We start from the raw sequence: 13287 nt of genomic DNA on the forward strand, positions 1-13287 counted from the left end.
CTCAGTTGTGTAACTTCACGCCGAAGCGCAGCGCGATGCCCAGGCCGATGGCCACCAGGGTGATATTGATGAAGGACAGCGCCGCCACCAGGTCGGTCGAGCCGCCCGCCCACAGCGATACCAGCATGGCGCCGATCACTTCCGTGCCCGGCGAGAGCAGATATACGCCCGTCGAATATTCGCGCTCGAAGATCAGGAACACCATCAGCCAGGCACCCAGCAAGCCGTATTTGATCAGCGGCAGGGTCACGTCGCGCGTCACCTGGCCACGGTTGGCGCCGACGGCGCGCGCCGCCTCTTCCAGCTCCGGCCCCACTTGCAGCAGCGCGGTGGAAATCAAACGCATGCCGTAGGCCATCCACACCACCGAATACGCGAGCCACAGGGCGAAGATCGTCGAGCGCACTTCGCGCAGCACGGGGATCACATGGCCGCTCAGCCACAGGGCCACGCCGTTGTCCATGCCTTTCAACATGCCGTCGAGCCAGGCCGGCACGAACAGGAACACCCACAGGAACGACAGGCCGGCCAGCAAACCCGGCACGGCGCGCGGCACCAGCACGCTGTAATCGAGCAGGCGCGTGACGCCGTCCTGCTTGCGGTGCATGGCCAGCGCGATGAAGCTGTAGCAGCCCACGGCCAGCGCGCCGCCAACAACGCCGATCAGGATCGTGTTGACGATGCCGCGCACCAGCGATGGCTGGTCGAAAATATCGCGGAAATGCTGCAAGGTCAGCACGTCGGCCAGGTGCACGCCCTCGCCCCAGTATTGCACGAAGGAGCGCAGCACGATGCCCGTCAGCGGCAGGATGATGGTGAAGATCAGCCAGCCCGCCAGCAAGGCAAACGCCAGCCACTTCCAGCGACCCAGCGGCATGGCTTTGCTGCGCGCGCCCTTGCCCTTGATCGACACATATTTGTTGGCGGACTTGAGCAGCCAGCGCTGTATCATCACCAGCGGCATGGTCACCATCACCAGGCAGACGGCAACGGCGGCCATCAGGTGGTACGACGGCGTGCCCAGTTTGTTGGTCAGCTTGTACAGATAGGTCGGCAGCACCAGGTGGCCTTCCGGATCGCCGAGCACCAGCACCAGGCCGAATACTTCGAAGCCGAGGAAGAACACCAGCACGCCCGCATACGCCAGCGCCGGCATGATCATCGGCAGCGACACGTTCAGCATGACCTGCACCGGTGAAGCGCCGGCCACGCGGGCCGCCTCTTCCACGTCCGAACCCAGGCTTTTCAGGGCCGACGAGGCATACAGGTAGACGTGCGGCACGTGCGTCAGGCCGGCGATGATGACGATGCTGGTGAAGGAATAAATATTCCAGGGCACGAAGCCGAACAGCTCCTTGGCCCAGACCGAGTAGAAGCCCACGGGCCCCATCGACACGACGTAGCCAAAGCCCATCACCATCGGCGAGACAAAGATCGGCACCAGCAGCATGGGCGCCACCCAGCCGCGGCCCGGCAAGTCGGTGCGCACCATCAGGAAGGCCAGCATGCCGCCCAGCGGCACGGCAATCACGGTCAGGCCGCAGGCAAGCATCAGGCCATTCTTGAAGGCCATCGAGAAATCGGGATCATCGAAGATGAAACGGTAGGAGTCAAAGCCGAATTCGCGCACCGGCATGAAAAACGGCGCGTTCAAAAAGCTCTGGTAAAAAATCAGGAACAGCGGCAGGAAAATGGCGACCATGGTGATCGCCACGACCACGCCGCGCGGCCAGTTCAGGCGCGACAAGGGAGAGCGCGACCGTGCAGGCAGCGGCAAGATAGCAGTTTGCATGATGAATCCAATGAATGAAGGGTACGGCATCCGTCCGCGGGCACGGGCCTGCGGACGGCCAGGACGGCGTTACTTCTTGCCGGCTGTTTCTTTCCATTGCTTCAAGAAGGCCATGCGCTTGGCTGGCCCCAGGAATTGCAGGATGATCGGGTGCACCGGCACCGGCTTGATGTTGGCCGCGCCGATTTCCTTGATCAGGTCCGCCGAGGTGGTCTCGCCCGTGACGTCGGCGCGAATCGCGTACAGCTTGGCGCCGTTCGCGATGATGGTCTGGCCGCGGTGCGACAGGATGTAGTCGAGCCACAGCTTGCTGGCGTTGACGTTCTTCGCGTTCTTGTTGATGAACTGCACGCGCGACAGGATCAGCGTGTAATCCTTGGGCAGCACGACGCCGATCGACGGGTCGGTCTTGGCACGCACCAGGGCGTAGGAGCCCAGCACGTTGTAGCCGATCAGGTTTTCACCCGACGAAATGCGCTCCATCATGGTGCCCGTCGACGACTGCACGCGCACCTTGGCCGTGCCGAACGCGTTTTGCAGCGCCAGGAACTGCGGATATTCCTTCGCATCCTGCGACATGAACATGAAGCCCACACCCGACTTTTCGATGTCGTAGGTGGTGACCTTGTCCTTGAATTTCGGCGTGGCGATCAGCTTGACGAAGTCGTCGTGGTTCTTCGGCACTTCCTTGGGATCGAGCAACCGCTTGTTGTAGACGATGGCGGCAGGCTCGAACGTGGTGCCGTAAGCCTGGTCGTCCCACATGGCCCAGCCGGGGATCTTGGATGCTTCGACCGATTTGTATTTCAGGGCGTAGCCGTCCGAGGCCAGGCGCATCTGCAAGTCCATCGCCGACGACCACATCACGTCGGCCGTATTGCCGCCGGCGGCCACTTCGGAAATGAAGCGGTTGTACACTTCCGTCGAATTCATGTCATTGTATTCGACCGAGATGCCCGGATACAGGGCGCTGAAATCCTTGATCAGCGGCGCGGCGGCCTTGCTGTCGGTGGCGCTGTAGATCACCACCTTGCCTTCCTTCTTGGCCGCGTCGATGATCTTCTGGTAGTCGGCCGGATAACCTGCCGGCACCTGGGCGAAAGCGGCGCCGGTGCTACCCGAGAAAGCGGCTGCCAGGGCGATGGCGAGAATGGTCTTGGTTTGCATGGTTTGTCTCCGTCTGTGATTGTTGTATGGTTTGCTATAGGATTCAGCGCATCAGGCCCAGTTCGGCCGCCTGTCTGGAGTAGCGTTCGACTGCCTGGTTCACGTACTGCGTCAATTTGTCGCCCGTCAGCGCAAACGGATACATGCCCGATTGCGTGCGCCACTGGGCAAACTGCGGCGTGGCCATGGCACGGTCGAACGTGGCCACCCAGCGCTGGTAATCCGCTTCCGGCACCTGTGGTCCCATCCACAGGCCGCGGATGATGGGCCAGACCACGTCGACGCCCTGCTCGCGCGCCGTCGGCACGCCGGCGAGCACGCCGGGCAGGCGCTTTTCCGACAGCACCGCCAGCACGCGCGCATGGCTGTCTCCCGCGTTCAGGGTCGCTTCCGACGTATCGCCCGACATCACCTGCACGTAATCGGCCTGCATCGCCGTGAAGATCTCGCCGCCGCCTTCCAGCGCCACGAAGCGCAGCACTTTCGGGTCGATGCCGGCCTTGCGCGCCACCAGCGCCATCTTCAGCCAGTCCTGGCTGCCGATGGTGCCGGACACGCCGATCAGTACCTTGTCGGGGTGGCGCTTGAGCGCGGCGATCAGGTCGGCCAGGCTCTTGTAGGGCGAGTCGCTGCGCACGGCGATCATGCCGTAGTCGGCGCCCAGCGCCGCCACCCAGCGCACGTCGCCCGTCTTGGCGTTGCCGAACTTTCCTTGCGCCAGGTTCAGCAGCGAGCCGCCCGAAAACACCACCAGGGTGTTGGCTTCGGCACGTCGGCGCTGCGAACCCATCGAACGCCACGCCACCGCACCGATGCCGCCCGGCAGATAGCTGATGCGCACCGAGGACGCGAACGGCGCCGCCACCGCCGGATCGGGCTGCAGCAGCCCTTTCTGCGCCAGCTTGCAGGTCAGGTCCATGGCGCCGCCCGGCTTGGACGGCACCACGCAGTCGACTTCAGGCGCGGCGGCCGTTGCCAGCGCCGGCAGCAGCGCGGACAACAACAGCAGCGACAGGAACACGGTGCGCAGCATGGTCATGCCTTAGAAGCGGTGCTGGATGCCGGCGATCAGGCCACGCTGCGTGTCGCCGAAACCGGCGTCGTCACGCGACAGGCTGACCAGCTGGTTGTGCTTGGCCTTGGCGTAAGCACCGGCCACGTACAGGTCGGTGCGCTTGGACAGGGCATAGCGCACGCGCGCCACGTACATGATCGGATCGGCATCGAGGTTGGCGGCCACGTTCTTCACGTCCTGGTAGTAGATCACGCCCGTCAGGGTGATGACCGGTGTGGTCTTGTAGCTGACGCCGCCCCAGTACATGGTGCCGCGCACGTCGGCCTTGCCGGAGGCAGCCGGATCGAGCTTGTAGTCGCGCGCCGCCGCCTGCACTTTCCACGGGCCGTCGTCGTACATGGCGCCCAGGTGGTAGACGGTGGTCTTGTCGCGCGCGCCGCCGGCGATGGTGTTGCCGTTGACCTGTTCATACGTGGCCAGCAGGCTGACCGGACCAGTCTTGTAGGTGACGGCCGTCGACAGCTTGGCGCTGTCCGAGCTGCCCGTCGACTGTTCGCCGAAGCCGTACGATGCGCCGTAGCTGAAGCCGCCTGTCTTGCCCGAGTACTTGACCATATTGTCGAAGGCCGTCGTCATGCCGTATTTGCTCGGGCCCGTCGCGTTGGCCGAAGTGGCCCACGAGTAGAACGGCGCATAGGCCATCGGGTCGAATGGCAGCACGAAGTCATACACGGTGGTGAACGAACGTCCCAGTACGACGCGGCCAAACGCGCCTTCCAGGCCCACGTTGGCCTGGCGCTTGAACAGCGCGCCGTCGGCCGCGCCCGTGTCGACGAGGATGCCGCCTTCCAGATTGAACACTGCTTTCAAGCCACCGCCCAGGTCTTCGCTGCCCAGGATGCCCCAGCGCGACGTGTTCATGCCGCCGGAACTGACTTGCGTCATCGAGCTTTTGTTCGGACCGGCGTTGCTGGTGTTGCTGATGCCGGCGTCAAGACGGCCGTACAGGGTGACGTTCGATTGGGCGTGGGCGCTGCCGGCTGCGGCGAGTACCGCCATGGCGGCCAGCGAGAATGCAGTTTTCTTCATGTAGAGTGTCTCCCTTAGATATAGTTATTAGTGATATGCCTGATCAATTTCATGAATCAGGATCACACTATATGATCGCGATCCTTTCAATTGGCTTTCAGACTGACAGGTGTCGCCGGCCAGCCACAGGCAATACCAACAAATTCATTGCGGCCCCTGTCGGCGGCGTGCCGACAGGCTTACACTGCACCAATTCAAACGAATGGCGGAGACCATGCGCATATTATTAGTGGAAGACCATCTGGAGCTGTCGCACTGGCTGGCAAAGGCCCTGCGCGACGCGCACCTGACGGTGGAGACCGCCCACAACGGCGCCGATGCCGACGCCCTGCTGCATACGCAGGAATATTCATTGGTGCTGCTCGACCTGACCCTGCCGAAGATGGATGGTCTGGACGTGCTGCGCCGCCTGCGCGCGCGCGGCGGCACGCGCGGCAAGACTCCCGTCATGATACTCACGGCGCGCGGCGGCCTCGATGAAAAAGTACAGGGCCTGAACCTGGGCGCCGACGACTACATGGCCAAGCCGTTCGAACTGGCCGAACTGGAAGCACGCGTGAAAGCCCTGCTGCGCCGCAGCCAGGGCAACGAAGCGCTCGTGCACACGTGCGGCGCGCTCAGTTTCGACACCGTCACGCGCATGTTCAGCTATGCCGGCGCCCCTTTCCCCCTGACGCCGCGCGAACACGCCGTGCTCGAAGCGCTGATCACGCGCTCCGGGCGCGCAGTGTCGAAGGAAAAGCTGTTCGACGAAGTCTTCGCGCTGGCCGACGACGCCAACCTGGACGCCATCGAACTGTATATCCACCGCGTGCGCAAGAAACTCGAGAGCGGCGTCGAAACCGGTTCGCCCGACGGTGCCGTCATCACCACGCTGCGCGGCATCGGCTACCTGCTGCAGCCGCGCAGCGCGATGGCGCCGGCCGCGTCAAAATGAGCGTGCGCGCCCCAAGCCTGCCCCTGTTCGAGCGCCTGCGCCGGCGCTGGGCGCAGGGCCGGCCGCTGGGCAGCCTGCGCAGCCAGCTGCTGCGCTGGCTGCTCATCCCGCTGGTGATGCTGGTGCTGCTCGATGCCGTTTTTGTGTACCGCAACGCGCTCGACGCGGCCGACATGGCCTATGACCGCTCCTTGCTGGCGTCGACGCGGGCGCTAGCCGAAAGAGTCTCCATCGTCAACGGCAAGGTGGTGGCCGAAGTGCCCTACGTGGCGCTCGACAGCTTCGAGACCGACACCCTGGGCCGCATCTACTACAAGGTCACGGGCATCAACGGCGAGCTGGTATCGGGCTATGGCGACTTGCCGCCCGTGCCGAAAAACGTACCCCGCTCGCAGAATTATCCGGCCCTGGTGCGCTTCTACCACGCCGACTATCACGGCAAGCCGATCCGCATTGCCGCCCTGCTGCAGCCCGTGTATGACGACTCGATGCGCGGCATCGCACTGATCCAGGTGGCCGAGACGCTGGACGCGCGGCGCGGCCTGTCGAACCAGATCCTGTTCGATACCCTGAGCTGGCAGGCGGCGATGATACTGGTGATGGGCGCCCTCGTGTGGTTTGCCGTGCGCCTGGTGCTGCGCCCGCTGATGCGCCTGAAAACGGAAGTCGAGACGCGCACCCTGTCCGACCTGTCCGACGTCGATCCCACGCTGGTGCACAAGGAAATGCGCCCGCTGGTGAGCGCCATGAACGGCGCCATGTCGCGCCTGCAGCAGCTGATCGCCAGCCAGCGCCGCTTCATCGCCGATGCCTCGCACCAGCTGCGCACGCCGTTGACGGTGCTGAAAACCCAGGCCGAACTGGCCATGCGCGAATGCGACCGCCAGGCGGGCGCGCCGCCGGACATCGCCGCCCTGCGCGACATCGTGCGCTCGATCGCCGTCACCACCGATTCGACCGTGCTGCTGGCCAACCGCCTGCTGACTCTCGCGCGCATCGAGCATGGCGGCGAGAATCTGGCCATGGACACCGTCGCGCTGCGCGACATGGCGCAGCAGGTAGGGCTGGAAATGGCCATGGCCGCCGTCGCCAAAAATATCGACCTGTCGCTAGAAGCGCCCGACGAAGCGCCCGTGCATGGCCAGGCCCTGCTGCTGCATGAACTTGTCGCCAATCTGGTCGACAATGCCCTGCGCTACACGCCACCGGGTGGCAGCGTAATCCTGCGCGTGCGCGCGGGCGGCGATGGAAACGAAACGCTGCTGGAAGTGGAAGACAGCGGCGCCGGCATCCCCCCCGCGGAACGCGAACGCGTGTTCACGCCGTTCTACCGGGTCGGCGCGGCGCTCGAAAGCAATCCGGGCGGCGCCGGCCTGGGCCTGGCCATCGTGCGCGACATTGCGGCCCTGCACGGCGCACGGCTGGAACTGGCGACGGCGGCGAATGGGCATGGATTGAAAGTCGGCGTGTATTTCGCCCCGGCGCCAGTCGGTGCTAAGATCGCGCCCTGAGATTTTAATGAAAGCCCGCAGCCATGATGACCAAAGACGACGTAACCGAACTGTTTGCCAATATCGCCGAGAATGCGCCGTGGGATTTGTCCCAGCCGCTGCTGTGGGGCTATTACTTCACCAACCCCACCTCCGAACCGCTGGAGCAGGCCGCCACCCTGCTGGCGCTGCAGGGCTACCGGCCCGTGGAACTGTACCAGCCGGAACTCGACGATCCGGCGGCTCCGCCCGTGTGGGTGCTGCACGTGGAAAAAGCCGAAGTGCATGGCGTCGACAGCCTGCACGCGCGCAATGGCGAACTGATGGCGTTTGCGCAGGACAACCAGCTGGCCAGCTATGACGGCATGGACGTGGGCCCCGTCCCCGCGCCTTGAGCGGTGTAGGCGCAGGCCGGATCAGGTCCGAAGGGCCGTAATCCGACAGCACCATCGGTCACGCCAACAATGTTGTCGGATTACGTCCGGCCTTGCCGCACTAATCCGACCTACTGGCCATGACCACATGGACGTGGGCGCCGTAATCCGACAACATCACGCATAAAAAAACGGCGCCCGAGGGCGCCGTTTTGCATGGCTCGCTGAAAACGATCAGCTGAGGTTTTCCAGGCGGATCTTGGTGACCGTGCCCACCACGCTGCTCAACGCTTCCATCTTCTCGATGGCGGCCGTGACGTTCTTTTCCTGCGTCTGGTGCGTCAGCATGATGATGTCCGTATGCGTCTCGCCCTCGGCCGGTTCTTTTTGCAGCATGGCGTCGATCGAGATGCCGCGTTCGGCCAGGATGCGCGTGAGGTCGGCCAGCACGCCCGGCTGGTCGGCCACGTGCATGCGCAGGTAGTAGCTGGTGGTGATTTCCGACATCGGCAAGATGGCGATATCGGTCATCGCGTTCGGCTGGAATGCCAGGTGCGGTACGCGGTGTTCCGGGTCGGCCGTGGCCAGGCGCGTGATGTCGACCAGGTCGGCGATCACCGACGAAGCGGTCGGCTCGGCGCCCGCGCCGCGGCCCGAGTACAGGCTGGCGCCGACGGCGTCGCCATGCACGAGCACCGCGTTCATGGCACCTTCCACGTTGGCGATCAGGCGCTTGGCGGGGATCAGGGTCGGATGCACGCGCAGCTCGATGCCTTCCACGCCGTTGACGATGGCGCGCTTGGTGATGCCCAGCAGCTTGATGCGGTAACCCAGTTGCTCGGCGTAGCGGATGTCGACAGCACTGAGGTTGCTGATGCCTTCCACGTAGGCCTTGTCGAACTGCACCGGGATGCCGAAGGCGATGGCCGACATGATGGTGGCCTTGTGCGCAGCGTCGACGCCTTCGATGTCGAAGGTGGGGTCGGCTTCCGCGTAACCGAGTTCCTGCGCCTGTTTCAGCACGGTGGCGAAATCGAGGCCCTTGTCGCGCATTTCGGACAGGATGAAATTGGTGGTGCCGTTGATGATGCCGGCGATCCATTCGATGCGGTTGGCCGTCAAGCCTTCGCGCAGCGCCTTGATGATGGGGATGCCGCCGGCGACGGCCGCTTCGAAGGCCACCATCACGCCCTTGTCCTGGGCGGCGGCAAAGATTTCGTTGCCGTGCACGGCCAGCAGGGCCTTGTTGGCCGTGACCACGTGCTTGCCGTTGGCAATGGCTTGCATCACCAGGGTTTTCGACAGGTCGTAGCCGCCGATCAGTTCGACGACGATGTCGATCTCGGGATCGTTGACGATCAGGTGCGGGTCATTGACGACCTTGCAGCCGCCGGCGACGAGCGCTTCGGCGCGCGCCACGTCGCGCACGGCGACGGCGACGACTTCAATGCCGCGGCCCGCACGGCGCTTGATTTCTTCCTGGTTGCGTTTCAGGACGCTGAACGTGCCGTAACCGACATTGCCCAGGCCCAGCAGGCCGATCTTGATGGATTTCATAGTTGTGCTTGACTGCTCATAAGTGGCGCCCCCTTGGGCGGCGCCAGGTTGATCGGTATGGTTGATCGAGATTGCTGCTGGCTGGTTCAGCCCCGGCCGTGACGCTTGCGGTAACCTTCGAGGAAGCGCGCAATGCGCCCCATGGCCTCGGTCAGGTCATCGGAGTTGGGCAGGAAGACGACGCGGAAATGATCGGGCGCGATCCAGTTGAAGCCCGTGCCCTGCACGATCAGGACCTTCGCTTCGGCCAGTAATTCATAGGCAAACTGCTGGTCGTCGGCGATCGGGTAGATCTCCGGATCCAGGCGCGGGAACATGTACAGCGCGGCCTTCGGCTTGACACAGGTGACGCCCGGAATATCGGTCAGCAGCTTGTGCGCCAGATCGCGCTGTTTCAACAGGCGCCCGCCGGGCCCCACCAGGTCTTGTATGCTCTGGTAGCCGCCAAGCGCCGTCTGGATGGCAAACTGCCCCGGCGCGTTGGCGCATAGCCGCATCGAGGCCAGCATGTTGAGGCCCTCGATGTAATCTTTTGCGTGGCGCTTTTCGCCCGAGACCACCATCCAGCCGGAGCGGTAGCCGCAGGAGCGGTAATTCTTCGACAGGCCGTTCATGGTGATGAACAGCACGTCGTCGGCCAGCGAGGCGATCGACACGTGCTCGGCTTCGTCGTACAGCACCTTGTCGTAGATCTCGTCGGCGAAAATGATCAATTGGTGCTGGCGCGCCAGTTCGACGATCTGCAGCAGCACGGAAACCGGATACAGCGCGCCCGTGGGGTTGTTCGGGTTGATGACGACGATGGCTTTCGTTTGCGGCGTGATCTTGCGGCGCATGTCCTCGATGTCGGGATACCACTCGTTCTGCTCGTCGCACACATAGTGCACGGGATTGCCGCCCGACAGGCTGACGGCAGCCGTCCACAGCGGGTAGTCGGGCGCCGGCACCAGCACTTCGTCGCCACTGTTGAGCAGGGCGTTCATCGACATGACGATCAGTTCGGAAGCGCCATTGCCCAGGTAAATGTCATCAATGGTCACGCCGGCGATATTCTTGCCCTGCGTGTAGTGCATGACGGCCTTGCGCGGCGCGAACATGCCTTTCGAATCCGTATAGCCGGCCGCATTCTGCAGATTGAGCATCATGTCACGCACGATCTCGTCGGGCGGATCGAAGCCGAATACGGCCAGGTTGCCGATATTGAGCTTGGTGATCTTGTGGCCTTCTTCTTCCATTTGCCTGGATTTTTCCAGGACCGGGCCGCGGATGTCGTAGCAGACGTCCGCCAATTTATTCGATTTCTGAATCGGTCGCAAAATAAATCCCTGTCGTGATGCGGCGCGGTGACCAGAACTTGCAGCGTGACCGCCGCGCCAGAACTATGAACCCGTGAAACTGCGATGCGAAAGACTGCAAGGCGAAAACAACCATTCTCGCCGAAAACAGGGCATTTTATCAAATTAAACATGGCGAACCGCAGCATTTGACGCCGATTCTGCCACGTTGGCGCATCCGGACGACAATCGGGCGGGCGCCATCTTCATCTTCCCTTAATCTTGCAGCATTACCATGGCGCAAGCATGCACCGCCACTGTGGCGCCGAACATTGCAATCTGGAAAGGATGTTGCTTTTCAGTCGCTCTTTTCTGTCATTTATGGCATGCTTACGCCCTTGGCCGCGGCGCCCAGTTTGGCCGCGCGCGTACCGATCAACCGACACGACCAGCCCCGATATCGCCATGAAACTCCACGCCAGCAGCACCCAACAATACCAGACTGTCACCGGCTATGACGAAAACGGCGTCGAGATCAATGCCCAGCCGTACAACTACAGCCTGATCGTCATGCCGGAAACACCGCCACGGGCGTGGGAAGTGGGCAGTTTCGAAGAATTGACCGAAGCGCATTTCGCGCAAATCCTGGCCGACTCTCCCGACGTGGTCATCCTCGGCACGGGCGAACGCCAGCGCTTCGTGCATCCGAAACTGACGGCCGCGCTGACCATGCGCCGCATCGGCGTCGAATGCATGGATAGCCAGGCCGCCTGCCGCACCTACAATATCCTCATGGGCGAAGGCCGCAAAGTCACCCTGGCACTGATCCTGGCCCCGGCCACAGGCAAGGCTGCATGAAAATCAACGTCAACGAACTGCACTCGTCGCGAGTGCTGATGTGGTCCCTGCTGGGCATCTTCATCGTCGTCACCCTGTATGCGCTGGGCGTGCGCACCCTGGTGCCGCCCGACGAGGGCCGCTACGCCGAGATGGCGCGCGAAATGTTCGTCACGGGCGACTGGATCACCACGCGCCTGAACGGCATCAAGTACTTTGAAAAACCGCCGCTGCAAACGTGGATGAATGCGCTGACCTTCGCCGCCTTCGGCCTGGGCGAGTGGCAGGCACGCCTGTGGACTGGCCTGTGCGGCATCATCGGCGTGTGCATGACAGCCTACGCGGGCAAGAAAGTGTTCGGCCCGCGCGTGGGCCTGTATGCGGGCCTGGTGCTGGCGTCGAGCCTGTTCTGGCTCGCTTCGGGCCAGATCAATTCGCTGGACATGGGCCTGTCGGGCATGATGACCCTCACCATGGGCAGCCTGCTGATCGCCCAGCGCGACGACGCCACGGTGATCGAGCGGCGCAACTGGATGCTGGCTTGCTGGGCCGCCATGGCGCTGGCCGTGCTGGCCAAGGGCCTGATCGGCATCGTGCTGCCGGGCGCCGTGCTGGTGCTGTATTCGCTGTGCGCGCGCGACTGGCGCATCTGGACGCGTCTGCACCTGGTCAAGGGCTTGCTGGTGTTCTTTGCCATCGCCACGCCATGGTTCGTGCTGGTCGCCCTGCGCAATCCGGAACAGCCGCATTTCTTCTTCATCCACGAGCATTTCCAGCGCTTCCTGATGAAGGGCCACAAGCGCGAAGGGGCCTGGTACTACTTCCTCGTGCTGCTCATTCCCGGCATCCTGCCATGGATAGGCGTGCTGCCGCAAAGCCTGGCAGCCGCTTTCAAGCGCCACGAAGGGGCCTTCCAGCCGCGCCTGATGCTGCTGGTCTGGGCCGTCTTCATTTTCTTCTTCTTCAGCTATTCAACCTCGAAACTGCCCGGCTATATCGTGCCCATCTTCCCCGCGCTGGCCTTGCTGGTGGCGCTGTACCTGGAGTCGGCGTCGCGCCGCCAGCGCCTGTTCGCCGCCGGCCTGCTGTGCGTACTGGGCGCGGCCATCCTGATCGGCGGTCCGATCGCCTTCAGCAAAGCCAGCGCACGCGACGCGGATGCCCTGGTCGCGCTCAAGGGCTACCAGCCCTGGCTGATGGCGGCCGGCTTCTTCGCCCTGGCGGGCGGCGCCCTGGCCCTGCTGCATGCGCGCCAGCTGCGCCGCGACATGACGGTGCTGACGATTGCCGGCGCCGGTTTCCTGGCCACGCACTGCATCCTGGCCGGCTCCGAACTGTATGGCCAGAACCGCGCGGGCACCGACATGCTGCCGCAGATCCAGGCCGAACTGACGGCCGATACCAAGCTCTATTCGGTCGGCATCTATGAACAGTCGCTGACGTATTACCTGCAGCGGCCCGTGATCCTCGTCGATTACTGGGATGAGTTCACGTTTGGCCTGAAACAGCAGCCGGAACTGTCCATCCCGAGCATCGAGACTTTCATCACGCAATGGACGAACGATGCCAACGCCGGCGTGCGCGACATGGCCATTATCAGCCTGAACCGTTACAAGGAATTGCAACAACGTGGCGTGCCCATGCGTGTTATCGCCGAGGATGCGCGCCGCATGGTCATTGCCAACAAATAGTGTTTTAACTGGGGTGCGAGGCAGCATGGATCGCGCCCCCGGCCAGCTTGCCCCGCCCCCGCAG

General features: G+C 63.3%; 11 protein-coding genes. 5 read left to right on the forward strand and 6 right to left on the reverse strand.

Annotated features, from left to right (window positions below):
• Nucleotide 1: 1 nt before the first annotated feature.
• The 4 genes from AC54AG_RS00275 to AC54AG_RS00290 all read right to left on the reverse strand — a co-directional run bounded on the left by AC54AG_RS00275 (nt 2) and on the right by AC54AG_RS00290 (nt 5063).
• Entirely contained in the window at nt 2-1792 is a 1791-nt protein-coding gene (locus AC54AG_RS00275) for an ABC transporter permease (RefSeq protein ID WP_072454034.1), read from the reverse strand.
• 69 nt (nt 1793-1861) lie between these two features.
• On the reverse strand, nt 1862-2959 hold the full coding sequence (locus tag AC54AG_RS00280) for an ABC transporter substrate-binding protein (RefSeq protein ID WP_496629255.1): 1098 nt from the start codon (nt 2957-2959) through the stop codon (nt 1862-1864).
• Between the two features lie 43 nt (nt 2960-3002).
• Nucleotides 3003-3998, reverse strand: a complete 996-nt coding sequence (locus AC54AG_RS00285; protein WP_331778311.1) for a Bug family tripartite tricarboxylate transporter substrate binding protein — start codon at nt 3996-3998, stop codon at nt 3003-3005.
• A 3-nt stretch (nt 3999-4001) separates the two neighbouring features.
• Nucleotides 4002-5063 (reverse strand): porin, encoded by a 1062-nt coding sequence (locus AC54AG_RS00290; protein WP_128142349.1) that lies wholly within the window; start codon nt 5061-5063, stop codon nt 4002-4004.
• A gap of 214 nt (nt 5064-5277) precedes the next feature.
• Between AC54AG_RS00290 and AC54AG_RS00295 the strand changes: the two genes are divergently transcribed.
• Genes AC54AG_RS00295 through AC54AG_RS00305 form a run of 3 tightly spaced genes read left to right on the forward strand, consistent with a single transcriptional unit; the run spans nt 5278 to nt 7885 of the window.
• The gene (locus tag AC54AG_RS00295; protein ID WP_034750889.1) at nt 5278-6000 is read left to right on the forward strand and encodes a response regulator; all 723 of its coding nucleotides are present in this window, start codon (nt 5278-5280) and stop codon (nt 5998-6000) included.
• Nucleotides 5997-7511 (forward strand): sensor histidine kinase N-terminal domain-containing protein, encoded by a 1515-nt coding sequence (locus tag AC54AG_RS00300; RefSeq protein WP_496629256.1) that lies wholly within the window; start codon nt 5997-5999, stop codon nt 7509-7511. The genes AC54AG_RS00295 and AC54AG_RS00300 overlap by 4 nt, the downstream gene beginning before the upstream one ends.
• 23 nt (nt 7512-7534) lie before the next feature.
• Entirely contained in the window at nt 7535-7885 is a 351-nt protein-coding gene (locus AC54AG_RS00305; RefSeq protein ID WP_081367940.1) for a ribonuclease E inhibitor RraB, read from the forward strand.
• 213 nt (nt 7886-8098) lie between these two features.
• Here AC54AG_RS00305 and AC54AG_RS00310 read toward each other — a convergent pair whose 3' ends face one another.
• Together AC54AG_RS00310 and AC54AG_RS00315 are read right to left on the reverse strand one after the other, a co-directional pair.
• Nucleotides 8099-9421, reverse strand: a complete 1323-nt coding sequence (locus AC54AG_RS00310; protein ID WP_219327490.1) for a homoserine dehydrogenase — start codon at nt 9419-9421, stop codon at nt 8099-8101.
• An 86-nt stretch (nt 9422-9507) separates the two neighbouring features.
• Nucleotides 9508-10737, reverse strand: a complete 1230-nt coding sequence (locus tag AC54AG_RS00315; RefSeq protein WP_034750427.1) for a pyridoxal phosphate-dependent aminotransferase — start codon at nt 10735-10737, stop codon at nt 9508-9510.
• Between the two features lie 423 nt (nt 10738-11160).
• Between AC54AG_RS00315 and AC54AG_RS00320 the strand changes: the two genes are divergently transcribed.
• Both AC54AG_RS00320 and AC54AG_RS00325 read left to right on the forward strand, forming a co-directional pair.
• Nucleotides 11161-11553 (forward strand): Mth938-like domain-containing protein, encoded by a 393-nt coding sequence (locus AC54AG_RS00320; protein ID WP_496629257.1) that lies wholly within the window; start codon nt 11161-11163, stop codon nt 11551-11553.
• The gene (locus AC54AG_RS00325) at nt 11550-13223 is read left to right on the forward strand and encodes a glycosyltransferase family 39 protein (RefSeq protein ID WP_496629258.1); all 1674 of its coding nucleotides are present in this window, start codon (nt 11550-11552) and stop codon (nt 13221-13223) included. The genes AC54AG_RS00320 and AC54AG_RS00325 overlap by 4 nt, the downstream gene beginning before the upstream one ends.
• Nucleotides 13224-13287: the final 64 nt, after the last annotated feature.

This window comes from Janthinobacterium sp. BCJ23, from assembly GCF_059617945.1.

Bases quoted from the DNA above. Each gene is read 5' to 3' on its own strand.
- AC54AG_RS00305 (WP_081367940.1), top strand. From the start codon at position 7,535: ATGATGACCAAAGACGACGTAACCGAACTGTTTGCCAATATCGCCGAG.
- AC54AG_RS00320 (WP_496629257.1), top strand. From the start codon at position 11,161: ATGAAACTCCACGCCAGCAGCACCCAACAATACCAGACTGTCACCGGC.
- AC54AG_RS00300 (WP_496629256.1), top strand. From the start codon at position 5,997: ATGAGCGTGCGCGCCCCAAGCCTGCCCCTGTTCGAGCGCCTGCGCCGG.
- AC54AG_RS00310 (WP_219327490.1), bottom strand. From the start codon at position 9,421: ATGAAATCCATCAAGATCGGCCTGCTGGGCCTGGGCAATGTCGGTTAC.
- AC54AG_RS00275 (WP_072454034.1), bottom strand. From the start codon at position 1,792: ATGCAAACTGCTATCTTGCCGCTGCCTGCACGGTCGCGCTCTCCCTTG.
- AC54AG_RS00325 (WP_496629258.1), top strand. From the start codon at position 11,550: ATGAAAATCAACGTCAACGAACTGCACTCGTCGCGAGTGCTGATGTGG.
- AC54AG_RS00295 (WP_034750889.1), top strand. From the start codon at position 5,278: ATGCGCATATTATTAGTGGAAGACCATCTGGAGCTGTCGCACTGGCTG.
- AC54AG_RS00290 (WP_128142349.1), bottom strand. From the start codon at position 5,063: ATGAAGAAAACTGCATTCTCGCTGGCCGCCATGGCGGTACTCGCCGCA.
- AC54AG_RS00280 (WP_496629255.1), bottom strand. From the start codon at position 2,959: ATGCAAACCAAGACCATTCTCGCCATCGCCCTGGCAGCCGCTTTCTCG.
- AC54AG_RS00285 (WP_331778311.1), bottom strand. From the start codon at position 3,998: ATGACCATGCTGCGCACCGTGTTCCTGTCGCTGCTGTTGTTGTCCGCG.